The organism is Anaeromyxobacter dehalogenans 2CP-1 (assembly GCF_000022145.1).
In the GTDB taxonomy this organism is placed as follows: Bacteria; Myxococcota; Myxococcia; order Myxococcales; family Anaeromyxobacteraceae; genus Anaeromyxobacter; species Anaeromyxobacter dehalogenans.
Genome location: NC_011891.1, coordinates 1,545,768 through 1,568,954, shown reverse-complemented (window position 1 = coordinate 1,568,954; position 23,187 = coordinate 1,545,768). Strand labels below are relative to the sequence as shown.

At 74.5% G+C, this 23,187-nt stretch carries 21 protein-coding genes; 9 read left to right on the top strand and 12 right to left on the bottom strand.

All coding sequences use genetic code 11. The annotated features are described in order from the left end of the window. The first annotated feature begins 114 nt into the window (after positions 1–114). Entirely contained in the window at positions 115–1,362 is a 1,248-nt protein-coding gene (locus tag A2CP1_RS07045) for a KamA family radical SAM protein (protein WP_012632704.1), read from the top strand. A 9-nt stretch (positions 1,363–1,371) separates the two neighbouring features. Here the strand turns inward: A2CP1_RS07045 and A2CP1_RS07040 are convergent, their stop codons facing one another. Next, a complete protein-coding gene (locus A2CP1_RS07040; RefSeq protein WP_012632703.1) occupies positions 1,372–1,758 on the bottom strand; it encodes a Rid family detoxifying hydrolase in 387 nt (128 codons plus the stop codon). A gap of 55 nt (positions 1,759–1,813) precedes the next feature. Then, a complete protein-coding gene (locus A2CP1_RS07035; protein ID WP_012525354.1) occupies positions 1,814–4,054 on the bottom strand; it encodes a RelA/SpoT family protein in 2,241 nt (746 codons plus the stop codon). Positions 4,055–4,286: 232 nt separating this feature from the next. Here A2CP1_RS07035 and A2CP1_RS07030 point away from each other — a divergent pair, with 232 nt between their 5' ends. Continuing rightward, positions 4,287–5,429: a double zinc ribbon and FHA domain-containing protein gene (locus A2CP1_RS07030; protein ID WP_012632702.1), complete on the top strand. Its 1,143-nt coding sequence runs from the start codon at positions 4,287–4,289 to the stop codon at positions 5,427–5,429. A 23-nt stretch (positions 5,430–5,452) separates the two neighbouring features. Then, positions 5,453–5,755 carry an MTH1187 family thiamine-binding protein gene (locus A2CP1_RS07025; protein ID WP_012632701.1) on the top strand — a complete coding sequence of 101 codons (303 nt, stop codon included), beginning with the start codon at positions 5,453–5,455 and terminating at the stop codon, positions 5,753–5,755. A gap of 1 nt (position 5,756) precedes the next feature. Here A2CP1_RS07025 and A2CP1_RS07020 read toward each other — a convergent pair whose 3' ends face one another. Then, on the bottom strand, positions 5,757–5,912 hold the full coding sequence (locus A2CP1_RS07020) for a hypothetical protein (RefSeq protein WP_232288384.1): 156 nt from the start codon (positions 5,910–5,912) through the stop codon (positions 5,757–5,759). 102 nt (positions 5,913–6,014) lie between these two features. Here A2CP1_RS07020 and A2CP1_RS07015 point away from each other — a divergent pair, with 102 nt between their 5' ends. Continuing rightward, complete coding sequence (locus A2CP1_RS07015; RefSeq protein ID WP_012632700.1) at positions 6,015–6,902, top strand: double zinc ribbon and FHA domain-containing protein; 888 nt, start codon at positions 6,015–6,017, stop codon at positions 6,900–6,902. Between the two features lie 72 nt (positions 6,903–6,974). On the opposite strand, the gene A2CP1_RS07010 is transcribed toward A2CP1_RS07015, so the two are convergent. Further along, a complete protein-coding gene (locus A2CP1_RS07010; RefSeq protein ID WP_011421606.1) occupies positions 6,975–7,337 on the bottom strand; it encodes a TraR/DksA family transcriptional regulator in 363 nt (120 codons plus the stop codon). 205 nt (positions 7,338–7,542) lie between these two features. Between A2CP1_RS07010 and A2CP1_RS07005 the strand changes: the two genes are divergently transcribed. Next, positions 7,543–8,427, top strand: coding sequence for a DNA integrity scanning protein DisA nucleotide-binding domain protein (locus tag A2CP1_RS07005; RefSeq protein ID WP_012525349.1), 885 nt, complete (start codon positions 7,543–7,545; stop codon positions 8,425–8,427). Positions 8,428–8,484: 57 nt separating this feature from the next. After that, entirely contained in the window at positions 8,485–9,993 is a 1,509-nt protein-coding gene (locus A2CP1_RS07000) for a glycosyltransferase family 39 protein (protein WP_012632699.1), read from the top strand. On the opposite strand, the gene A2CP1_RS06995 is transcribed toward A2CP1_RS07000, so the two are convergent. Genes A2CP1_RS06995 through A2CP1_RS06985 form a run of 3 tightly spaced genes read right to left on the bottom strand, consistent with a single transcriptional unit; the run spans position 9,920 to position 12,205 of the window. After that, the gene (locus A2CP1_RS06995) at positions 9,920–10,900 is read right to left on the bottom strand and encodes a TIGR02757 family protein (RefSeq protein ID WP_012632698.1); all 981 of its coding nucleotides are present in this window, start codon (positions 10,898–10,900) and stop codon (positions 9,920–9,922) included. The two genes, A2CP1_RS07000 and A2CP1_RS06995, sit on opposite strands and share 74 nt — an antisense overlap. A 58-nt stretch (positions 10,901–10,958) precedes the next feature. Further along, positions 10,959–11,468, bottom strand: a complete 510-nt coding sequence (locus A2CP1_RS06990) for a MogA/MoaB family molybdenum cofactor biosynthesis protein (RefSeq protein ID WP_012525346.1) — start codon at positions 11,466–11,468, stop codon at positions 10,959–10,961. Continuing rightward, on the bottom strand, positions 11,360–12,205 hold the full coding sequence (locus A2CP1_RS06985; RefSeq protein WP_012632696.1) for a SirB1 family protein: 846 nt from the start codon (positions 12,203–12,205) through the stop codon (positions 11,360–11,362). Before A2CP1_RS06985 ends, A2CP1_RS06990 begins: the two co-directional genes overlap by 109 nt. A gap of 28 nt (positions 12,206–12,233) precedes the next feature. Here A2CP1_RS06985 and polX point away from each other — a divergent pair, with 28 nt between their 5' ends. The 3 genes from polX (at position 12,234) to A2CP1_RS06970 (ending at position 16,404) form a co-directional block, all read left to right on the top strand. Beyond that, entirely contained in the window at positions 12,234–14,012 is a 1,779-nt protein-coding gene (gene polX, locus A2CP1_RS06980; protein ID WP_012632695.1) for a DNA polymerase/3'-5' exonuclease PolX, read from the top strand. A 66-nt stretch (positions 14,013–14,078) separates the two neighbouring features. After that, positions 14,079–15,632 carry an AmpG family muropeptide MFS transporter gene (locus tag A2CP1_RS06975; protein WP_012632694.1) on the top strand — a complete coding sequence of 518 codons (1,554 nt, stop codon included), beginning with the start codon at positions 14,079–14,081 and terminating at the stop codon, positions 15,630–15,632. A 187-nt stretch (positions 15,633–15,819) separates the two neighbouring features. Then, a complete protein-coding gene (locus tag A2CP1_RS06970; protein WP_012525343.1) occupies positions 15,820–16,404 on the top strand; it encodes a porin family protein in 585 nt (194 codons plus the stop codon). On the opposite strand, the gene A2CP1_RS06965 is transcribed toward A2CP1_RS06970, so the two are convergent. The 5 genes from A2CP1_RS06965 to A2CP1_RS06945 all read right to left on the bottom strand — a co-directional run bounded on the left by A2CP1_RS06965 (position 16,376) and on the right by A2CP1_RS06945 (position 23,186). Continuing rightward, positions 16,376–17,917 carry a hypothetical protein gene (locus A2CP1_RS06965; RefSeq protein WP_012632693.1) on the bottom strand — a complete coding sequence of 514 codons (1,542 nt, stop codon included), beginning with the start codon at positions 17,915–17,917 and terminating at the stop codon, positions 16,376–16,378. The two genes, A2CP1_RS06970 and A2CP1_RS06965, sit on opposite strands and share 29 nt — an antisense overlap. 76 nt (positions 17,918–17,993) lie before the next feature. Then, positions 17,994–18,713 carry a NuoI/complex I 23 kDa subunit family protein gene (locus A2CP1_RS06960; protein ID WP_012525341.1) on the bottom strand — a complete coding sequence of 240 codons (720 nt, stop codon included), beginning with the start codon at positions 18,711–18,713 and terminating at the stop codon, positions 17,994–17,996. Positions 18,714–18,717: 4 nt separating this feature from the next. Then, on the bottom strand, positions 18,718–20,100 hold the full coding sequence (locus tag A2CP1_RS06955; RefSeq protein WP_012632692.1) for a complex I subunit 1/NuoH family protein: 1,383 nt from the start codon (positions 20,098–20,100) through the stop codon (positions 18,718–18,720). 12 nt (positions 20,101–20,112) lie between these two features. Continuing rightward, positions 20,113–21,864, bottom strand: coding sequence for an NADH-quinone oxidoreductase subunit G (locus A2CP1_RS06950; RefSeq protein WP_012632691.1), 1,752 nt, complete (start codon positions 21,862–21,864; stop codon positions 20,113–20,115). A gap of 26 nt (positions 21,865–21,890) precedes the next feature. Next, positions 21,891–23,186, bottom strand: a complete 1,296-nt coding sequence (locus A2CP1_RS06945; protein WP_012632690.1) for an NADH-quinone oxidoreductase subunit D — start codon at positions 23,184–23,186, stop codon at positions 21,891–21,893. Position 23,187 lies beyond the last annotated feature (1 nt).

Below are 23,187 nucleotides of genomic sequence, written 5' to 3'. Positions count from 1 at the left end.
GCTCCCCTTTCGGCTACACCGCCGGGGCGCGGTCGCAGATGTCAATGGCGGCCCTCTCTGTTAAGCAATGCGGGCAACGGGCCGCCGGACCGGGCCTCCTGGAGCGAGCACGACATGGCGAATCTTCCGGTGATGGGCGACGTCGGCGGGGTGACCGAGGAGCTGGCCGGCGGCGGCCGGACGAACGGGGAGGCGAAGGCCCCGGCGGTGCGGCACGAGGACGCGCCCCGCCCGGTGGCGAACGTGCTGTCCCGGTTCAAGCCCGGCCCGCGCTCGATCTGGGCCGGCGTGCCCGACGCGCTCTGGAACGACTGGCACTGGCAGCAGCGCGAGCGGGTCATCCGGCTCGAGCAGCTCGAGCGCGTCCTGCGCGTCACGCCCGAGGAGCGCGAGGCGGCGGTGAAGACCGAGGCCGAGTTCCACATGGGCATCACGCCGTACTACGCGGCGCTGATGGACCCCGAGGACCCGACCTGCCCCATCCGCCTCCAGTCGGTGCCGACGATGGGCGAGCTCAACATCCTCGCCTCCGATCTCGAGGACCCGCTCGCGGAGGAGCGGGACATGCCGGTGCCCGGCATCACGCACCGCTACCCGGACCGAGTGCTGTTCTACACGACGCACAACTGCCCGGTGTACTGCCGCCACTGCACCCGCAAGCGGAAGGTCTCCGACCCGACCAGCGCCGCGGCCAAGCGGCAGATCGAGGAGTCGCTCGCGTACATCGCGCAGCACACCGAGATCCGCGACGTGGTGATCTCCGGCGGCGACCCGCTGTCGCTCTCCGACGACCGGCTCGACCACATCCTCGGCCGGCTCCGGGCCATCCCGCACGTGGAGATCTTCCGGCTCGGAACGCGCAACCTCGTCACGCTGCCGCAGCGCGTGACCGACGACTTCGTGTACATGCTGCGCCGGCACCACCCGGTCTACGTGAACACGCACTTCAACCATCCGAAGGAGTGCACCGCCGAGGCGTTCGAGGCGGCCCGCCGCCTCGCCGACGCCGGCTGCGTCATCGGCAACCAGATGGTGCTGCTGAAGGGCGTGAACGACGATCCGGCGGTGGTGAAGGAGCTGAACCACAAGCTCCTGCTCATGCGGATCCGGCCCTACTACATCTACCAGTGCGACCTGGCGCGCGGCATCAGCCACTTCCGCACGCCGGTCGAGGCCGGCATCCGCATCATCGAGGCGCTCCGCGGCCACACCTCCGGGCTGGCGGTGCCGCAGTTCGTGGTGGACGCGCCGAACGGCGGCGGAAAGATCCCGGTGAACCCCGAGTACGTGGTCTCCCACGAGGGGAAGCGCTGGGTGCTCCGCAACTTCGCCGGCAAGCAGTTCGAGTACGTCGAGCCGTAGCCCGCGCCGTCAGTCGACGACCGCGATCGCCTCGATCTCCACGCGCGCGCCGCGGGGGAGCCCGGCCACCTGCACGGTGGAGCGGGCCGGCGCCGGCGCGGGGAAGTGCTTCGCGTACTCGGCGTTCATCCTCGCGAAGTCCCCGAGGTCGGCGAGGAACACGGTGGTCTTCACCACGTGCTCCGGGCCGGCGCCGGCGGCGGCGAGCGCCGCGCGCAGGTTCCCGAGCGCGCGCGCCGTCTCCTCCTCGATGGTGCCCTTCACCAGCTCGCCGGTGGCCGGGTCGAGCGGGATCTGACCGGAGAAGTAGAGCGTGCGGTTGCCGCGCGCCTCGACGCCCTGGCTGTAGGGGCCGATGGCCTTCGGGGCGCCGTCCGTCGCGATGGGGGTCTTCATGCGCGGCACCCTACCCGCGCGCGGCGGCCCCGGCAACGCGCCGGCGGGGGCCACCTCAGACGCGCTGGACCGACTGCACGCCCTCGATCCGTTCGATGCTGCGGATCACCGAGTTGAGCTGCTTCAGGTCGCCGATGGTGACCTCGAAGTCGTTCACCGCGCGCTCGCCCGGCGTGGTGCGGCAGCTCGCCTGCGAGATGTTCACGCCGGCCTCGCTGAACGTCTGCGAGATCTTGGCGAGGATGCCGGGGCGATCGGTGGTGATGACCCGCAGCGAGACCGGGCGCTTGAAGTCGCCGCGCACGTCCCAGGCCACGTCCACGCGCCGCTCCGGGTCGATGCCCAGCACCTTGTCGCACGAGGCGGTGTGCACGGTCACGCCGCGCCCGCGGGTGATGAAGCCCACGATGGCGTCGCCGGGCACCGGGTTGCAGCACTTGCCGTAGCGGACCAGCACGTCGTCGATGCCGTTGATGCGGACGCCCTCGGTCGGGCGGCGCGCCATCTTCCGGAACAGCTCGGTGATGCGGCTGGTGGGCGCCGCCTCGGCGGGCGGCGGCGGCTCGGCGAGCCGGTCGGGCGGGAGCACCTGCTGCAGGAGCTGCCCCGGCGACACCTTGCCGTAGCCGACCGCGGCGAGCACGTCGTCCGCCACCCGGTACCCGAGCGCCTGCGCCGCCTTCTCCAGCTCGCCGCCCTTCTGCAGCTTGTTGAGCGTGACGCCGAAGCGGCGCAGCTCGCGCTCGGCGATGTCGCGCCCGATCTCCACCGAGCGCCGGTGCTCGGCCTGCCGGATGAACTGGCGGATGCGGGCCTGGGCGCGGCTGGTCTTGACGAAGGTGAGCCAGTCCTTGGACGGGTGCGCGTTCGGGCTGGTGAGGATCTCGATCGTGTCGCCGTTCTTGAGCGTGTAGCGGAGCGGGACGAGCTTGCCGTTCACCTTGGCGCCGACGGTGTGCTCGCCGATCTCCGAGTGGATGGTGTAGGCGAAGTCCACCGGCGTGGCGCCGCGCGGCAGGCTCTTCACCGCGCCCTTCGGCGTGAAGACGAACACCTCGTCGGAGAACAGGTCGACCTTGACGGTCTCCAGGAACTCGCGCGGGTCGGCGAGGTCGCGCTGGAACTCCACCAGCTGGCGGAGCCAGCCGAACGACGCCGCGTCCTTGCGCGACAGCTCCGCGCCCTTCCCGTCGCGCCCCTTCTCCTTGTAGGCCCAGTGCGCCGCCACGCCCTCCTCGGCGATGCGGTGCATCTCGCGGGTGCGGATCTGCACCTCGATGCGCTCGCCCGCCGGGCCGACCACGGTGGTGTGGAGCGACTGGTACAGGTTGGGCTTCGGGATGGCGATGTAGTCCTTGAAGCGGCCCGGCACCGGCTTCCACAGCGAGTGCACGAACCCGAGCGACTCGTAGCACTCCGCCACCGTGTCCACGATGACGCGGAACCCGACCACGTCCTGGATCTGCTCGAAGTCCACGTCGAGCTGCCGCATCTTCCGGTAGATCGAGTAGACGTGCTTCACGCGCCCGGAGACGTCGGCCTGCATGCCGGCCTCGGCCAGCCGGCGGCGGATGATCTCCACCACCTCCGCGACGAACCGCTCCTTCTCGCGGGCGCGCACCGAGACCTTCTCGTTCAGCTCGGAGTAGTCGCCCGGGCGCAGGTACTTGAACGACAGCTCCTCCAGCTCGGTCTTGATCCACTGGATGCCGAGCCGGTTCGCGAGCGGCGCGTAGATGTCCAGCGTCTCGCGGGCGATGCGCTCCTGCGACTCCGGCTTCATCGCGTCGAGCGTCCGCATGTTGTGGGTGCGGTCCGCGAGCTTCACCAGCAGCACGCGGATGTCCTTCGCCATCGCCACCACCATCTTGCGGAAGTTCTCCGCCTGCTTCTCCTCCTGGGTGTTGGCGGCGGTGAACTGCGAGAGCTTGGTGACCCCGTCCACCAGGTCGGCGATCTCCGGGCCGAACAGCTCGGAGATCTCCTTCTTCGTGGCGAGGGTGTCCTCGATGGTGTCGTGCAGCAGCCCGGTCACCACCGACGACTCGTCCAGCTTCAGCTCGGCGAGGATGCCCGCGACCTCCAGCGGATGCACCAGGTACGGCTCGCCCGATTTGCGGATCTGCCCCTGGTGGACCTTGGCGCTGTAGACGTAGGCCTTCTTGATCAGGTCGAGATCGGGATCGGGGTGGTAGCCGGATACCCGGTCCAGGATGTCGTTGAGCCTGAGCAAGGTCGAAGGGCCAGCGTAACGGGTCGCGTCGGAGTGCGGCAAGCCTGTGAGCCTGCCCATCATCTCAGATCCCGTAACGCGGCGCGCCACCCGGTGCCATGACCCGCGGACGCACCGGGCGCCGGGATGGGTCGCGGGCGTCCCCCCTGGGCGACGGCGGGAGGCGCCCGGCGGGCCGTCCGGCCCGGCGGAGGCGGGCGGCAGCGTGGTCTGGACCCGGGCCCGGCCTGCACCGGACGTTGAGGTCCCCCGGCAGCGCGCGGTAACGTCGCGCCGGGCCAGGAGAGGCGACGGGATGACCTGCGAAGGCTGCGGCGCGGCGCTCGACGCCACCATGGACCGGTGCCCGGCGTGCGGCCGCGAGCTCGAGTTCGGCCGGCTCACCGGCATCCTCGGCGTGGTCTGCCGCGCCTGCGACGCGTACAACGAGCCGGGCGCCCGGGCCTGCTCCGCCTGCGGCAAGCCGCTCGGGGCGGGCGAGCCGCCGCCGACCGGCGGCCCGAACCCGCCGGCGCCGGCTCCGGTCGCCCCGGCCCCTCGGGCGCGGACCGCCGCACCCGCCCCCGCGCCGGCGGCCCCGGCCCCTGCGCGGGCGAGCGCCCCGCCCGCCCCCGCGCCGCCCGCGCCCGGTTCACCGCTCGTGCACGCCCTCGGTCGCGCCGGCGCCGCCGCCACCCGCTTCATTCCGGCCTCCGCCATCCGGGCCGCGCTCCGGCCCGACCCGCGCCCCGCCGCGGCCCCGCCTCCGCCGTCCCCGGCGGTGCCCCCGCTCGCGCCCGGCCGCGTGGAGCTGGTGCCCGAGCCGAGCCCCGGGCCGGCGCGCGCGCCGTTCCGCCTGGCCCGCCCCACCACCGTGGCCGGCCGCAGCGAGGGCGCGCTCCGCCTCGCCGACGACCCGTCGATCGGCGACCGCCACGCCACGTTCCTGTTCCGCGACGGCGCGCTGCTGGTCCGCGACGAGGGCGCGCCGGGCGGCGTGCTGGTGCGACTGCGCGGCCACCCCGCCTCGCTCCGCCCCGGCGATCCGTTCGCGGTGGGCGGCCGGCTGCTCCGCTACGCCGGGCCGCTGCCGCCGCCGCCGCTGCCCGCGGCCGACGGCACCCGGCGCATCGGCTCTCCGCGCCCGCCGCCGCCGGCGGTGGCCGTGGAGGAGCTGCTGGAGGGCGGCGTGCCCGGGCGCACCTGGGTGCGCAGCGGGCCGTCGATCACCGTGGGCCGGGCCGGCGCGGCGGTGTCGCTGGGCGACGACCCGTCGATCGCGCCGGCGCACGCCGAGCTGCGCATCGAGGCGGACGGGACCGCTCGCCTGCGCGACCTCGGCTCCGCCACCGGGACGTTCGCGCGCGTCCCGCCGCACGGCGAGCGCGAGCTCCGCGAGGGCGACGCGGTGCGCCTGGGCCGGACGGTGCTGCGCGTGAGCGCGGTCGCGGATCCCTGAGGGCCGCCGAGGAGGAGCGAACCATGGCCGTCGTGTTCGTCGCGATCACCCCGCTCGGCACCGCGACGCCGAGCGTGTCGCGCTGGGTCGCCGGGGTGGAGCGGATCCTCCGCGGCACCCGGCTCACCAGCCAGCTCACCGCCATGGGAACGCTCATCGAGGGCGACCTCGACGAGATCCTGGCGGTCGTGCGCCGGATGCACGAGCACCCGTTCACCGAGGGGGCCGTCCGGGTCTCGACGTCGATCCAGATCGACGACCGGCGGGACCGGCCGGACCACAGCATCGCGGGGAAGGTGCGGTCGGTGGAGGAGAAGCTGAAGTAGCTCAGCGCGCCGGCTCCGCGGGCGCCGGCGCGCGGTACCGGAGCTGGCGCTCCGCCGCGCTCCGGCGCGCCAGGACGACGATGGCGAGGCCGCCGGCGAGCGCGACCGCCATCGCCAGCACGAAGAACCAGAACGGACCGCGGCGGCGGGTGGGCACCGCCGGATGGTAGCCCGGCGCGCACCGCGCCGCACGTCCACGCGTCCCGCGTTCCCGGTACCCGCGTTGACCCATGGCGATGGGCGTGGCGGAATGCGCCGCATGGCGAGGGACGCGGCGTGCCCGCGGTGCGGACGTGAGAACGGGGCGGCGGCGGCGTTCTGCCAGCAGTGCGGGCTGTCGCTGCGCGCCCCCGGGCCGGCGGCCGAGCCGCCCGCCGCGCCGGGCCGGCGCTGCGGCGGCTGCGGCGCCGGGCTCGAGCCGGTGGACCGGTTCTGCGCGCGCTGCGGGGCCGCCGCCGCGGCCCGGCCCGACGATCCGCACGCGGCGCCCACCGCCTCCGGCATCGCCGGCCCGCCGCCGCCGTCCTTCCGGCTCGCCGCGGTCCGCACCGACGGGCTCCCCGGCGCCGAGTACGGGGTGCCGGCGCCGGAGGCGGTGTGCGGGCGCACCGAGGGCGAGATCCGGATCCCGGACGACCCGAGCGTCTCGCCGCGCCACGCCTGCTTCCGCGTGCAGGGCACCGCGCTGCGGGTGGAGGACCTGGGCAGCGTGAACGGCACGTTCGTCCGCATCCGCCGCCCGCACCGGCTGGCGGTCGGCGAGGAGATCCGGGTCGGGCGCCAGCTCCTCCGGCTCGAGCCGCTCCCGCGCCCGCCCGCCGCGGTGCACGGCGTCCGGAGCTGGGGGGCCCCGGATCCGGGCTGCCGCTTCCGCCTGTCGCAGCTCCTGGAGGGCGGCGGGCAGGGCGAGGTCGTCCCGCTGCACGAGGGCGAGAACGCGATCGGGCGCGAGGCCGGGCGCATCAGCTTCCCGTCCGACCGCTACGTCTCGGCCCGCCACGCGCGCATCGACGTGCGCGGCGACGCGGTCACGCTGGTGGACCTGGGCAGCTCCAACGGGACGTTCGTGCGCATCTCGGCGCCGACCGAGATCGCGCCCGGCGATCAGCTCCTGCTCGGCGCCCAGCTGCTGCGCGTGGAGGCCTGACGGGCCGGAGAACACGACGGCCGGGCGTCTCCGCCCGGCCGCGCGCACGACCCGAGGCTCCCGGCGGCGCAGCTAGCCGAAGGACTTCTCCTTCTGCTCCTGCTCCTCCTTGCAGCGGATGCAGAGGGTGGTCACCGGCCGCGCCTCGAGGCGCTTGGCCGAGATCTCCTCCTCGCACTTCTCGCAGATGCCGAACGTGCCGTTCTCGATCCGGGCGAGCGCCTTGTCGATCTTGGCGAGCAGGAACTTCTCGCGATCCCGCAGCCGGAAGATCATCGACTGCGTGTACTCGCTCGAGGCCAGGTCGATCTCGTCCGGGAGGTCGTCCGTGTCGAAGGACGATTCCTCGGTCAGGGTCTTCTTGGCCTGCACGAGGAGCTGGCGCTTGGACTCCTCCAGCATCGTCTTGAACCTCTTGAGATCCTTCTTGTTCAAGCGTGCACCCCGCTCCGCCCCGAGGCCTGGGGCCGGAAAATGAAGGCCGAGAACCTAAACGGCAGGGGTGCCCGTGTCAAGGTGAGGGGGCGCCCGCGGAGCAGGCGTCCGGCGCGGGCCTCCCGCGTCCGGCGGAGGCGGGCGCAGGCGCGCGGCGCGGGCGTACGATTTTGACTCGGGCACCGGCGCGGCGGATCCTCCGCGCATGGCAGACGGCAAGCTGGACCGCGACTTCCTCCGCAGCGCGCTCGCGCTCATGTCGCGCACGGACGTGGACCGGCTCCTGTTCGTGTCCGACCACCCGCCCTCGCCGACCGAGATCCGCGGCCGTCCGACCAAGCGCAAGCTGGTCTACGCGGTCAGCAGCGAGGGCATCGCGAACCAGCTCAAGGCCAAGAAGGCGACGGCGGTGCTCATCCCGCCCTACGACTACACCCGCATCGAGAAGATCAAGGTGGCGGTGGTGGCGGCGCAGTCGGCCGGGCTGCTGAAGGACGGGGACACGGTGCTGGCCCTGTGCGGCCCCGGCGACGACCGGGTCATGGACACGCTCGTGAAGCTCGTGATCGGCTCGGAGGACCCGGAGGAGAAGATCCGGGTGGACACGCTGGGCCTGCCGCCGGAGTTCTCGTCGCAGGTGGTGGAGAGCCTCATCCACACCGCCATGGAGATCGGCGCGGAGGGCTACGAGGGTCACGCGGTGGGCACCATCGTGGTGATCGGCGACTCGACCGCGGTGATGGAGAAGAGCCGGCAGCTCATCCTCAACCCGTTCCAGGGGATCAGCGAGGCGGAGCGGAACGCGCTCGACCCGCCCATCCGCGAGGCCATCAAGACGTTCTCGGCGCTCGACGGCGCCTTCATCATCCGCGAGGACGGGGTGGTGATGGCGGCCGGGCGGTACCTGCTCTCCATGTCGCGCGACGTGAAGCTGCCCATGGGCCTGGGGGCGCGCCACAGCGCCGCGGCCTCGATCACCGCCGAGTCCAACGCCGTCGCCATCACGGTGTCCCAGACCACCGGGACGGTGCGGGTGTTCCGCGAGGGCGAGATCGCCCTGGAGCTGCGGCAGAAGCTGCGGCGCGTGTGACGCCGGCCCGCGCCGCGGCGCTTCGCGCGCGGGGCGCTTCGCGGTACCCTCCGCCGCGTGCCGAGCCCCGCCGAGCCCGCTCCGTCGCCGCGCGCCGTCCCCTCCCCTCCGCCCGCCTCGCCCGTCCGCGATCCGCGCCTCGACCGGCTGGCGCTCGCGCTCGGCGCGACCGTCACCGCCCTGCACGTCGCCTACGGCGGGCTGATCGCGCTCTCGCCGCAGGAGGCCTACTACTGGACCTGGAGCCGGCGGCTCGCGCTCTCGTACTTCGACCACCCGCCGCTCGCCGCCTGGACCATCGCGCTCACCACCGCGCTCGCCGGCGAGGGCGAGCGCGCCATCCGGCTGGCCGCCGCGCTGCACTCGGTCGTCTTCGCGGTGTTCCTGTGGCTCACGGTGCGGCGCCTGTTCGGCTCGCGCCCGGCGCTGGTGGCGCTCGCCGCGGCGTTCAGCGTCCCGCTGTTCGGGATGGGGCAGGTCATCGTCACGCCCGACGCCCCGCTGCTCTCCGGCTGGGCGATGGCCCTGTACTTCACGGTGCGCGCGCTCGACTTGGAGCGGCCGCGCTGGCTGCTCGCGGCCGGCGCCGCGGTGGGCTGGGCGGTGCTGGGCAAGTACACCGGGTTCCTGCTGCTGCCGCAGATCCTGCTGGTGCTCGCGCTCGATCCGCGCGGCCGCCGCATGCTCCGCAGCCCCTGGCCGTGGCTGGGCGCGGCGCTGGCGCTGGCCCTGTTCGCGCCGGTGGTCGCCTGGAACCTCCAGCACCGGATGGCGAGCTTCGCGTTCCAGACCGCCGAGCGGGTCGAGCGCTCCGGCTTCCGCCCGGTGCTGGTGGGGCGCTTCCTCGCGCTGCAGGCCGGCCTCGTCACGCCGATCGTGCTCGTGCTCCTCGTCGAGGCGGTGGTGACGGCGGTGCGCCGCCGCCGCGAGGCGGCCTACCGGATCTGCGCCATCTTCGCCGCGCCGCTGCTCGTGCTCGCGGCGGTCATCTCGCCGTTCCACTGGGTGAAGGGCAACTGGCTGGCCGCGGCGTACCCGACCGCGCTCGCCGCGGCGGCCGCCCTGGCGGTGGAGCGGCGCGGCTGGCGCTGGAAGGCGGGCGTCGCCGGGGTGGCGCTGGCGGCGGTCGCGTCGGTGTACGTGCACCTCGTGCCGCTCTGGCCCGCGCTGCCGTTCCCCGCGCGCGACGAGGGCTCCTCGGGCTGGCGGGAGCTGGCCGCGCGGGTGGAGGCGGAGCGCGCGGCGCTCGGGCCCGACGCGTTCGTGGCCGGCTGCAACTACAAGGTGTCCGCCGAGCTCGAGTACTACCTGCCCGGCCGTCCGCGCACCTGGTCGTCGGAGATCACCGGCGAGCACGGGCTGCAGTACCGCTACTGGTTCGATCCCGAGGCGCTCCGCGGCCGCTCCGGCGTGCTGGTGCTCGACCGGCGCGAGAAGCGCACCTGCCTGCGCCGCGCCGAGGCGTGCGCGCCGCTCGAGGCGCTGCCGCCGCTCACGGTGCGGCGCGGCGGCGACGAGGTGACGACGTTCCAGCTCTGGCGCTGCCGCTGGGCCGGCCTGCCCTGAGCGCCCGCGCCCGCGCCAGGCAGCCCGCGCCGAGCGCGCAGGCCTGGCACCGCGCCGGATCGCGGCGGGCCGGGCACAGCCCGCTCATGCCCAGGTGGCAGAGCGCGAAGTCGAAGCGGACCGGGTCGGCGGGATCCACGCGGCGGAGCGCGGCGGTGATCTCCTCGGCCGTCCGCCAGCTCGCGTCCCGCCGCGCGGTGAGCCCGAGCGCGCGCGCCACCCGGTGCACGTGCGTGTCGAGCGGGACCACCAGCGCGGCGGCCGGGACCTCCCGCCACAGCCCCAGGTCCACCGAGTCCGGGCCGCGCACCATCCAGCGCAGGTAGAGGTTCCACCGCTTCGACGCGCCCGGGCCGGCCGGGTCGGGGAGGAGGTGGCGGAGCCCGCGCGGCCCGCGCCCCCGCAGCAGCGCCCGGGCCTCCGGGGCCTCGCGCAGCTCCGCCGCGAGCCGGGCCAGCGCCGGCCGGAGCGCGGCCGGGCCGCCCCCCTCCTCGCGGAAGAGCGCGCCGAGCCGGCGCCCGATGCCGCCGTGGCGCCGCCGCACCGCGCCGATGGCGGCCGCCAGCGCGGCGAGGTCCGGGGGGCGGTTGAAGCGGTAGACGACGCCGTCGAACGCCGCCGGGTCCGGCGCGTCCGCGAACGCCTCGCAGAACCGCGCCGGCGACGGCCCCATGGCGGCGAGCACGCGCGCCACCACCGGCTTGAACAGGTCGGCGCGCCCGTAGGCGAGGCTCACCGCCACCAGCCCCGCCACCTCGGCGTCGGCGGGGTCGCGGAACGCGCGCGGGAACTCCACCGGGTCGGCGGCGATGCGCGCGGCGCGATCGAGCGAGCGATCGAGCCGCTCGAGCAGCGGGCGCAGCGCCTCGGCGCGGGCGGCGGGGAAGGCGGCGGCGCGGCGGGGCATGCGCCCCTCTTGTGCCGCGCCGGGGCGGCGCGCGCAACGGCGAGCGCCCGGGCGATCGTCAACCCCGGTCCTTGCGCAGCTCGCGGATGACGTGGCCGAGCTCCGGCCCGATGAGCTTCTCCCAGGCGAGCCGCACCGCGGCCCGCGAGCCCGGCACCGAGAAGATCACCCGCCCACCCCAGGTGCCGGCCACCGCGCGGGACAGCATCGCCGCGCTGCCGATCTCCTGGAAGGAGAGCATCCGGAACAGCTCGCCGAAGCCGTCCAGCCGCTTCTCCAGCACGCCCGCCACCGCCTCGTAGGTGCGGTCGCGACCGGCGATGCCGGTGCCGCCGTTCACCACGATCGCCTCCGCGCCCGCCGCCGCGGCCTCGTCCAGCGCGGCGCGGAGCTGGACCGGGTCGTCCTTGACGATGCGCGAGCCGGCCACGTCGTGGCCGGCCGCGAACACGGCGTGCTTCAGGAACGCGCCGCTCTCGTCCTCGGCCTCGCCCCGCGTGTCCGAGGCGGTGATGACGAAGACCCGCACCCGCTTCGGCGCCTCGTGCCTGTGCTCCTGGTGTCCCATGTCGTCCCCCGTCCCCGCGGCCTCGATCCACGAGACGCGGCGCCCGGATCCGTGACCTCGTTCCCGCCCGGCGCCCCGTCTCCGCCGTCGAGCGCGTCCAGCCGCTCCGCCACCTGCGCCGCGTCGGGGGCGTCCGGCCGCAGCCGGAGGTACTCGCCCCACCCCGCCGCCGCCCCGCGCCGGTCGCCGAGCGCCGCGCGGGCGCTCCCGAGCGCGCGGTGCGCCTCCGGCAGCGCCGGCTCCAGCGCCACCGCCCGCGCCGCGTAGTCGGCCGCGTCGTCCGCCTCCCCCGCGTCGAGCAGGGCCTCGGCGGCGGCGGCCAGCCCGCGCGGCTCGTCCAGGTCGAGCGCCCCGTACGGCCAGCCCTCCGGCCGCAGCGCCACCCCGACCCGCACGCCGGCGAGGCCGCCCGCCACCTCGCGCGCCTCCTCCACGAACCCCGGCGCGCGGAAGCGGAGCACGTGCCCGCCCGCGTCGGCCCGGTCCACCGGCACGGTGCGCGCGCCGCGCCCGAGCGGGCGGTCGTCGAGCAGCACCTCGGCGGAGCGCGGCAGCACCTCCACCAGCAGCGCCGCCGGCCGCGTGCCCTCGAACCGCGCGCGCGCCGCGCGCGTGCAGCCCGCGCCCAGCGCCAGCGCGGCGACCGCGGCGGCGACGCACGGCCCGCGGCGGCGTGCGAGGTGGCCCCCGCGCCGGCCGGCCGGGCCCGGGAGGGAGGTGTCGGGGTGCGGCTCCATGCGCGCCGCGACGGTATATAAGCGCTCGATGCCGGACAAGTTCGCCGTGGCGCAGGCGCTCCGGGAGATCGGCGCCCTGCTGGAGCTCGAGGGCGAGAACCCGTTCAAGATCCGCGCGTACGACACCGGCGCGCGGGCGCTCGAGGGGCTCTCCGAGGACCTGGCGCGCGTGATCGCCGAGGGACGGCTCACCGAGCTGCCCGGGATCGGCGAGGCGCTGGCGAAGAAGATCGCGGACCTGCACGCGACCGGCTCGACCGACCTGCTGGCTCGGCTGCGGGCGCGCCACCCGCCCGGCGTCCTCGAGTTGCTGCGCGTGCCGGACCTCGGCCCGAAGAAGATCGCCGCGCTGCACGCGGCGCTGGGCGTCGCGAGCGTCGCGGAGCTCGAGGCCGCCTGCCGCGAGGGGCGCGTCCGCGGCGTGAAGGGGTTCGGCGAGAAGACCGAGCAGCGGATCCTGGAGGGCATCGCCCGCCTGCACGCGCGCGAGGCCGACCGGCGCGTGCTGCTCGCCGAGGCGCTGACCGCCGCCGAGCCGCTGCTCGCGCACCTGCGCGCGGTGCCGGGGGCCGAGGCGGTGGAGCTGGCCGGGTCGGCGCGCCGCGGCCGCGAGCTGGTGGGCGACGTCGACCTCGTCGCCGCGTCCCGGACGCCGGCCGCGCTCGCCGCGGCGCTCACCGGCCATCCGCTGGTCGCGGCGGTGCTGGGGAGCGGCGACACGAAGACCAGCGTCCGGCTCGGCTCCGGGCTGCAGGTCGACCTGCGGGTGGTGCCGCCGGAGGACTTCCCCACCCTGCTCCACCACCTCACCGGCTCGAAGGCGCACCACGTGCGGCTGCGCGGCATCGCCCGCGATCGCGGCTTCACGCTGAGCGAGTGGGGCCTGTTCCGCCTGCCGCCGCGCGAGCGCGGGGCGGCCGCGCCGGCGGCGGAGGCGGCGCCCGATCCCGCCGCCAAGGTCCCGATCGCGAGCGAGGCCGCGCTCTACGCCGCGCTGGGCCTGGCGTACGTGCCGCCCGAGCTGCGCGAGGACCAGGGCGAGATCGAGGCCGCGCTGGACGGGACGCTCCCGGCCGACCTGGTCGAGGCGCGCGACGTGCGCGGGATGGTGCACTGCCACACCACCTGGTCGGACGGCCGGGCGAGCGTCGAGGAGATGGCCCGCGCCGCCGAGGCGCTCGGGATGGCGTACCTCACCGTCACCGACCACTCCGGCTCGGCCGGCTACGCCGGCGGGCTCGACCGCGACCGGATCCGGCGGCAGTGGGACGAGATCGACGGGGTGCAGGAGCGGGTCTCGATCCGGCTGCTGAAGGGCACCGAGGCCGACATCCTCGAGGACGGCGCGCTCGACTGGCCCGACGACGTGCTGGAGCGGCTCGACGTGGTGGTCGCGAGCGTCCACTCGCGGATGCGCATGGACGAGGACCAGATGACGCGCCGGCTCGCCCGCGCCATGGCGCTCCCGGTGTTCAAGATCTGGGGGCACGGGCTGGGGCGGCTGCTGGGCGAGCGCGAGCCCTACGCCTGCCGCGTGGAGGAGGTCCTCGACGCGCTGGCCGGCGCGCCGGGCGCGGTGGAGGTGAACGGGGATCCCCGCCGCCTCGACCTCGAGCCCCGCTGGATCCGGGCGGCGCGCGCGCGCGGCATCCCGCTGGTCCTGTCGGTGGACGCCCACTCGGTCGCGGCGCTCGGCTACCTCCGCTTCGCGGTGACCACCGCGCGGCGCGGCTGGGCGCGGCGCGGCGAGGTGCTGAACGCGCTGCCGGCGGACGCGTTCGCGCGGGCGGTCCGTCCGGTGCGGTGACGCGGCGGCGGGCCGCCTCGCCGGGCGCTCGACGCGGGCGCCCATCTCGCCTACCTTCCCGGCTGCGTGCCGACCCAGCCCACCACCCGCGAGGCCCTCCGCAAGGCGTTCACCAGCTGGCGCACGGGGGTGGTGGCGCTGCTCGCGTTCCCCTCCGGCCTGCCGCTCGGCATCGTCCTCTACACGGTCCCGTACTGGATGCAGCAGGAGGGGATCGACATCAAGACCATCGGGCTGGTGAGCGCGGCGCAGATCCCGTACGCGTTCAAGTTCGTCTGGTCGCCGATCATCGATCGCTTCGCGCCGGCCTGGGGGCGCAAGCGCGCCTGGATCCTCGTGGGCCAGGCCATGCTGGTGGCGTCGCTGGCCGCGTTCGCGGCGAGCTCCGGCCACCCCACGGTCCCGCTGGTGGCGCTGCTCACGCTGGTGGTCTCGTTCGCCTCCGCCACCCAGGACATCGCCTACGACGCGTACACGGTGGAGGTGCTGCGGCCCGAGGAGCGCGGCGTGGCGGTGGGCGCCCGCAACGCGCTGGCGCGCGCCGGCATGTTCGTGGGCCGGGTGGTGAACACGTTCGGCCCGAAGCTGGGCTGGGCCCCCACGTTCGCCGCCATCGCGGCCAGCTTCCTGCCGTTCGGGGTGGCCACCGTGAAGGCGCCCGAGCCCGACGTCCCCCCGGCGCCGCCGCGCACGCTGCGGCAGGCCATCTGGGAGCCGTTCGTCGGCTTCTTCCGCCACGCGCGCGCGCTCGAGATCGCCGCGTTCCTGTTCCTGTACAAGTTCGCCGACAACCTGGTCACCGCGCTGGTGTCGCCGTTCCTCGGCCAGCTCGGCTTCGACCCGGTGGACATCGGCATCGCGCAGGGCACCATCGGCATCGTCGCCACCATCGGCGGGACGTTCCTGGGCGGCATCCTGTGCACGTCGTGGGGCGTGGGCCGGGCCCTGTGGATCTTCGGCCTGCTCCAGGCGGTCTCGAACCTGGGCTACGTCGCGATCGTGGACGCGGGCGTGAACCGCCCGGTGATGTACGCGGCGGTGGCGTTCGAGGCCGCCACCAGCGGCATGGGCACCGGCGCGTTCGGCGTGCTCCTGCTCCGGCTCACCCAGCGCCGCTTCAGCGCCACGCAGTATGCGCTGTTCTCGAGCATCTTCGCGCTCGGCCGCACGTTCGCAGGGCCGCCGGCGGGCGCGCTGGTGGACGCGATCGGCTGGCGCGACTTCTTCCTGCTGACCGTGCCGTGCGCCATCCCCGGCCTGCTCATGCTGCAGCGCTTCGTGCCCTGGCGCTCGCGCGAGATCCCGGCGGCGCTGGACGAGGAGGCCCCGCCGGCCGCGCACGGCACGCCCGCCACGCTGGGCGGGCTGGCGGCGCGCGGGCTCGGCGGCGCGCTGGCGGGGACCGCGCTCGCGTACCTGGCGTCCGCGCTGCTCGCGGCGCTGAAGGCGATGCGCGGCGGGCAGGCCGGGCTCGACCTCGGCGCCGCGCTGATCCGGATGTTCCACCCGGTGCGGGCGGTGGACTGGGTGGACGTGGTCGGGCCGCCGGTCGCGGGCGTGGTGATCGGCTTCGCGGTGGCGGCGTACGTGGCCGCGCGGCGCGGGATCCGGACCGCGTAGCGCCCGCCGCGCCGCCGGGTGGGCTCTCCCCCGCGCGCCACGCACCTCGCCGCACCGCCGCGTCGGCGCACGCCCATCGCCCCCGGGCGGGCGCGGCCGTGCGCTCGCGAAGGGCTCGCCGGACGCGCGCGCTTTCGCTTAGGATGCCGCCTCGTTCGTAGGGACCTTTCACGTTCAGGAGAACAAGATGAGCTCGGCTCCCCGCATCGCAACCCTCGCCCTCGCCGCGCTGCTCGCGCTGCCGGGCGTCGCCTCCGCCCAGTCCCGCTACTCGACGCAGCCCTCCATGCGCCTCGGCGGCCTCATCGGCTTCGACTCGGGCGACCTCGACGGCCTGGCGCTCCGCCTCGACGGCGAGATGGACCTCCAGCGCATCTCGCCGAACGTGATGCTCGTCGGCGTCGGCTCGGTCGGCTGGTCGCACCTCTCCGACGACCTGGGCTACGGCTACGACGTGACGAACGACGTGTTCACGATCATGCCGGCGGCCCGCCTGGCGGTGGCGCTCGCGCCGCAGGTCGGCGTCTACGGCGACCTGGGCCTCGGCCTGTACCACGCGTCGCTCGAGGTGGACGTGCCGGATCCGTTCACCGGCCTCCGCCGCACGGTGGACGACTCGGCCACCGGCCTCGCCATGCGCATCGGCGCCGGCGCGTACTTCAACATCGCCCCGAAGGTCCGCCTGGTCGGCGAGATCGCGCTGCACCCGTACTTCGGCGACTACGACGACGACACGTTCACCTTCATGGTGGGCGCGACGTTCGGCCTCTAGCACCCGCGGGGCTCGAGGGCGGCGCGGGCGCGAGGACGTCCACCGTCCCGCGCCGCTCCAGCACCCGCACCGGCCAGAGGCGGAAGTCGCGCAGCGCGCGCTCCGCCTCGGCCTCCTTCCCCCGCACCCGGCAGATCCGCAGCGCCTCCCGCGGCGTCCCGGCCCAGGCCGCGCGCGTCGGGTTGGCGCGGTGCGCGAGCCCGTACACCTGCGCCTCGAGGCCCCGCGCGTGCGCCGTCCAGGCCGCGTGCCAGACCGCGGGCCACACCGACCAGTAGTCGCCGGTGACGAGCGTGCAGCGCGCGGCCAGCACGTCGCGCGTGTAGCGCCCCGCCGACGCGTCCAGGTCCGCGCGCACGCGCGCGAGCGAGGGCGGGCCGGCGACGGCCAGCGCCGCCGACGGGACGAGCGCCAGCGCCGCGGCGCGGACGAGCGATCCCTCCCGCAGCGCGCGCGCGACCGGGTCCGCCAGCAGCGACACCGCCGCGAGGTGGACCAGGACCGCCGCCGGCGCGAGGTAGCGCCAGTGGAACGCGTTCACCTCCACCCAGCGCAGCACGCCGGCCGCGAGCGCGTAGGCGAGCGCGGCGAGGCAGAGCGCGGCCGCGCGGAGCAGCGCCGCCCGCGCGTGCGGCCGCGCCGCGGGCCAGGCGAGCTGCACCAGGAGGCCGGCCGCGGCGCAGGCGCCCAGCACCGCCGGCCACCGCCCCGAGGCCTCCCAGGCGCGCCCGAGCAGCGAAGCCCAGGCCCGCGGCCACTCGTGCGGCGGCAGCGGGCCGAGCGGCAGGCGGAGCGGGTTGCCGGTGAGGGCCGGGTAGAGGCGGATCATGAGCTGGCCCGCGCCGAGCCCCGCCGCGAGGAGCGCCACCTCGGTGCCGAGGCGCAGCCGGAGCGCGGGCCGGCTCGCCCCCTGCGCGAGGTCCACCGCGGCGCGCGCCGCGGCCAGTGGGAGGAGCACCAGCCCCACCGCCGCGTTCACCCAGTGCGCCGCCACGCACAGGGCGAGCCCGGCGGCGATCCGGCCCGGGCCGGGCAGCGCCGGCGCGAGGCGGTCCGGATCGGCGCGCGCCTCGGCGGCGGCGAGCCCGGCGAGCGCCAGCGCCAGCGAGAGCCCGTAGGGCTGGCTCCACAGGTACTCGAACAGCCAGGGCGCGGGCGCGGCGGCGAGGAGCGCCGCGGCCGCGAGCGCGCCCGCCAGCCGCCACCGCGCCCCGAGCGCATGCCGCGCCAGGAGCACCACCGCCGCGAGGCCGGCCAGGCCCAGCAGGGCGCGCTGCAGGAGCAGGTTCCAGAGCGGATCGCGGACCGGGACGGCGAGCAGCGGGACCAGCATCCCGTACCGCTCCTGGTCCCAGTAGAACGGCGTCCAGCGCTGCAGCGCCACCAGCACCGGGACGATGGAGTCGCCGTCCTCCAGCCGGTGCAGGCCGCCCAGGTCGAGCAGCGCCGCCGCGGCGGCGAGCGCCGCGAACGTCGCGAGCGCGCCCCGCGCCCTGGTGATCGCCCGCGTCAAGGCGCCTCCCTCCCGGACGCACGGAGGCCCCGCCGCCGGAGCCGGCGGGCGGGGCCTCGGGACGGCCGGACCGGACCTACTTGCGGGCCGCCTGCGCCCGGTCCCTGGCCTCGGCCGCGAGCGCCCGCACCGAGAACCCCGGCGTCTGGCTGGCCTCGTCGGTCGCCACCGTCGGGAACGGCTTCGCGCGGGCGCGCATCTCCTCGAGCTTGTCGGGCGGGATGGACGGCGAGCCGCGGCGCAGCCACGGGTCGTACTGGTACGACACCGGCGGCCCGCGGAGCAGCCGCTTCTCGTCCCAGATCTGCGCCGAGCGCTCGTAGGACGGCGGCGTGTGCTCGCCGGAGTCCATGCGGATGGCGTCCTTCGGGCAGGCCTCCACGCAGAAGCCGCACACGATGCAGCGCAGCTCGTCGATCACGAACTTCGCGGGGTACTTCTCGACCGGATCGTCCGGGTACTCGGCGGCCTCGATGTAGATGCACTGCGCCGGGCAGATCGTCGCGCACATGTAGCAGGCGACGCAGCGCGGCTTCCCGTCCTCGCGCGGCACCAGCCGGTGCAGCCCGCGGTAGGCCGGCGCGTAGGGCGCCCGCTCCTCCGGGTACTGCAGCGTGACGTTGTCCGAGTGCCCGAAGCCCCCGCGCTTGCGGGCGAGGATGTCCGGGTTCGCGTCGCGCGAGAAGAACAGGTTCTTCAGGAAGTGCTTCGTGATCGTGCCGATGCCCCGGATGATCTCCGGGAAGTACATCGACTCGCGCAGGTCCGGCGGGCGGTTCTCGAGCTGGTAGGGCATGGCGTCAGTGTCCGGCGGCGGCGTGGGCGGCGCCGTGTCCCGCCGCGGGGGCGGGCGCGCGGCCGACCGCGGCGGTGAGGACGGCGATGACGACGATGGTGAGGACGCCGATCCAGGCCAGCAGCTGGCCGCTCGGGTCGAGCAGCAGCGCGCCGCCGGTCACGAAGACGTTCACCAGGGCGGCCGGGAGCAGCAGCTTCCAGCACAGCTTCTGGATCTGGTCGAAGCGGAAGCGCGGCAGCAGCCAGCGGATGGTGAGCTGCAGCCACATCATGACGATCATCTTGGCGATGAACGCCCCGGCGCCGACCGCCGCGAACCAGAACGGCGTCAGGTTCTGGCGCAGCCAGCCCTCGAACAGGATGGGGTGCCAGCCGCCCAGGAACACGGCGGTGATCACGCCCGCGAGCACCACGATCTCGGCGAACTCGGCCAGGAACAGCAGGCCGAACTTCATGCCGGAGTACTCGACGAAGTAGCCGACGATCTCGCTCTCGCCCTCGGGGAGGTCGAACGGCGCGCGCTTGGTCTCGGCGAACGCGCTGGCGAAGAAGATGAGGAAGCCGATGGGCTGCAGGAGCAGGCCCAGCGCCGGCACCGGGCCGAGCACCGGGTTCCCCTGCGCCACCACCATCTCCTCCAGGCGGAGCGTCCGGAACGCGATCATCGTGCCGACCAGCGACAGGCCCAGCGACACCTCGTAGCTGATCATCTGCGAGGAGGCGCGGACGCCGCCGAGCAGCGCCAGCTTGTTGTTCGAGGCCCAGCCCGCGAGCGCGGTGCCGTACACCTGGAGCGAGGCGATCGCGAACAGGTACAGCAGGCCGGTGTCGGTGCGCGAGACCTGCAGCGCGATCTGCTCGACCGCGCCCGACGCGGCCGCGCCCGCCAGGCCCGGGATCTGGTTCAGCTCGATCCCCTGCCCCACCGGGATGATCGCGAACAGCGCGAACACCGGCGCGAACGCCAGCATGGGCGCGAGCTCGTAGAGCACCCGGGTGCGCCCGGTGGTCTCGATGCGCTCCTTGGTGAGCATCTTGAGCGCGTCGGCGGCGAGGAACGGGATGCCGCCCAGCGCCGAGCCGAACACCTTGATGCGGTTCGCGCCGATGCGGTTCTGGATGAGCGCCGACCACTTGCGCTCGGCCACCGTGAGCAGCGACGAGCTGATCATCAGCACGACCAGCAGCAGCGTCAGCACGTTCGCCACGGAGGCGCCGTAGTACACGGCCGCGCGGGAGACGCCCGGCGAGCCGGTGATCCAGCCGGCCAGGGCGTTGAAGCCCCAGCCCAGCCAGCCGGCGGCCAGGTAGAACCCGGCCGACAGGACGACCAGGCCGGCCAGCGTCGCCGCGATGACGAGGAGCATTCCGAAGAATCGGTTCACCGGCTCTCCCTCCTACGACGTGCGCGACATCGCGCGGCGGTAATCCTCGGTGGTCTCGGACGGCACGCGGTCGCGGTTGCCCGGCAGGCGGCCATCGACGGTGCCGGCGGCGAGCGGGACGATCCCGAGCCGCTTGCCGGTGGACGGCAGCGAGTCCCAGGCGAAGTCGCCCAGCGCGCCCCCGAGCTGCGGCCCGAGCGCCGCGAACACCTCGCGGCCGCTCGCGAACGCGAGCGGCAACCCCAGCGCCGCCCCGACCTCGGCGGCGAGCGCCCAGTGCGGCCGCGACTCGCCCTTCGGGAAGTACGCCATCTCGAAGCGCTGCGCGCGCCCCTCGAAGTTGACGAACGTGCCGTCCATCTCCGAGTGCGGCGACGCCGGCAGGAGCACCGTGGCGTGCTGCGCGAGCGCCGTGTCGCCGTACGACTGCGCCACGACCTCGAGCGCGCCGAGCTTCTCGGCGCCCTTCGCGTCCGGCACCTCGGTGCCGACCGCCCAGAGCGCCTTCACCTTGCCGGCGCCGGCCGCGGCGACCAGGTCCGCGAACGGCCGGACCGCGAGGCCGTAGGCGGCCGCGGCGAGCTCGAGCCCCTTGCGGTTGGGGTTCTCGTCGGCGCGCTTCAGGAAGTCGTCCTGCCAGCCGTCGGCGCGGCCGCCGGCGTAGACCTCGGCGACCTTCAGCCCCTCCTTCGCGACCTTGCAGGCCACCAGGAGGTCCTCGAGCGACGCGACCGGCGAGAGCAGCACCGCCAGCGAGCCCGCCGCGACGTGCGGCAGCAGCACCTCGGCGGCGCGGCGCGGCGCGACCTTGCGGGCGAGCGGCTGCGCGTTCGCGCCCCGGCCCTCGCGCGCCACCAGCACGCGGCCGGCGTTCAGGTACTTGTAGGACGTGCGGCCGTCGTCGCACATCCACTCCTGGTTCACGGCGTCGTTCTCCCGCGGGCGGTAGCGGTAGGTGACGTCGTTCAGGTAGTCGAGGAAGGTGTTGCAGCCGCGCGCGCAGCCGGTGCAGACCGAGCGGGCCGAGCTCATGAACCAGACGCGGCCGCGGAACCGGAAGTCGGTCGAGGTGAGCGCGCCGACCGGGCAGATGTCCACCACGTTGCCGGCGTACTTGTCGTCGAGCGGCTGGCCGGGGAAGGTGGTGATGAAGCTCTCGTTGCCGCGCTGGGCGACGCCGAGCTGCGGGTTCTCGGCCACCTCGCGCATGAACCGGACGCAGCGCGTGCAGAGGATGCAGCGCTCCTGGTCCAGGGTCACGGTGGGCCCGAGCTCGACGCGCTTGCCCTTCACGACCTTCGGCACGTCCAGCCGCGAGGGCTGCCGGTCGTAGGCCATGTAGTAGTCCTGCAGCTTGCACTCGCCGGCCTGGTCGCAGATGGAGCAGTCGACCGGGTGGTTGAGCAGCAGGAACTCGAGCGTGGCGCGCTGCTGGTCCTTCACGCGCGGCGTGTCGGTCTTCACCGTCACGCCCTCGGCCACCGGCATCTGGCAGGCCGGCATCAGCTTGCCGCCGGGCGCGTTCGACATCTCCACCAGGCACATCCGGCAGTTCGCCGCGATGCTGAGGCGCTTGTGGTAGCAGTAGTACGGGATGTCGATCCCGACCGCCTTCGCCGCCTCGATGACGGTCGTGCCGGGCTTCACCACGACTTCCTTCCCGTCCACGATCGCGGTGACGAACCCGGGGTTCTTCGGCGGCGGCGGGGCCGGGGGGCCGGGCGGCTTGGGCGGCGCGGCGTCGGGCTTCTTCTCTTCGGCCATCGGAGGCTCCTGGTTCCCGGGCGAGGCTACTGCTCCACCTCGCCGCCGATCATGTTGATGCTGTCGAAGGTGGGGATGAGGTCGGACAGCAGCGAACCCTTGGTCATCACCGGCAGGGCCGCCAGCATCGGCCAGCCCGGCGCTCGCAGGCCGAGCTTGTACGGGCGGCCGCCGCCGTCGGAGACGACGTAGAACCCGAGCTCGCCGTTGGCGGCCTCGGTGTAGCTGTAGACCTCGCCGGCGGGGACCTTGATCCCCTCCATCACCAGCTTGAAGTGCGCCATCACGCCCTCGATGGTGCCGTACACGAGCGGCTTGGGCGGCAGCGCGTAGCGGAAGTCCTGGACGATGATCTCGCCGGGCGCCATCTGCTCGAAGCACTGGCGGATGATCTTGTCCGACTGCCGCATCTCCTCCATGCGCATGAGGTAGCGGTCGAAGTTGTCGCCGTTCGAGCCGACCGGGATGTCGAAGTCGAGCCGGTCGTAGACCAGGTACGGCGCCGCCTTGCGCACGTCGTAGGGCTCGCCGGACGCGCGCAGGCACGGGCCGGTGAAGCCCAGCTCCAGCGCGTCCTCGCGCGACACCTTGCCGGTGTTGAGGCAGCGGTCGATGAAGATGCGGTTGCGGTTGAGGAGCTGGCCGATCTCCTCGCGGATGGCGACGACGCGGTCCAGCACCTTCAGCGTCTTCTCCTGCCAGCCCTCCGGCATGTCGCGCGCCACGCCGCCGATGCGCGCGTAGTTCGAGGTGAGCCGCGCGCCGCACAGCTCGGCGAGGCGGTCCCACAGCAGGTCGCGGGCCTCGATGCCGTACAGGAACACGGTCATCGCGCCGAGCTCCATCGCCATGGCGCCCACCAGCGTGAGGTGGTCGCAGATGCGGTGGATCTCGCTGGTGATGACGCGCAGGTACCGGGCGCGCTCGGGGATCTCGAGCTTGGCGAGCTTCTCGACCGCCAGCGCGAACCCCACGTTGTTCATGATCGAGCTGACGTAGTTGAGCCGGTCGGTGTACGGGAACACCTGGCCCCAGGTCACGTTCTCGCAGCTCTTCTCGAAGCCGCGATGGAGGAAGCCGATGTCCAGCTTCATCCCCTCGATGATCTCGCCGTTCAGCTCCACCACGGCGCGGGTCACGCCGTGCATGGCCGGGTGCGAGGGGCCGAGGTTGATCACCATGTGCTTCGACGGCATGGGCGCGTACAGCTCGCCCTCGCCCGCCCGGGGGGACAGCGTCCCCATCGGCGGCCGCTCGCCGGCGCCGGCGCTGCCCGGCGTCGCCCGCGGATCGATGCCTCCGACTCCCTTCGCCTCGCTCATC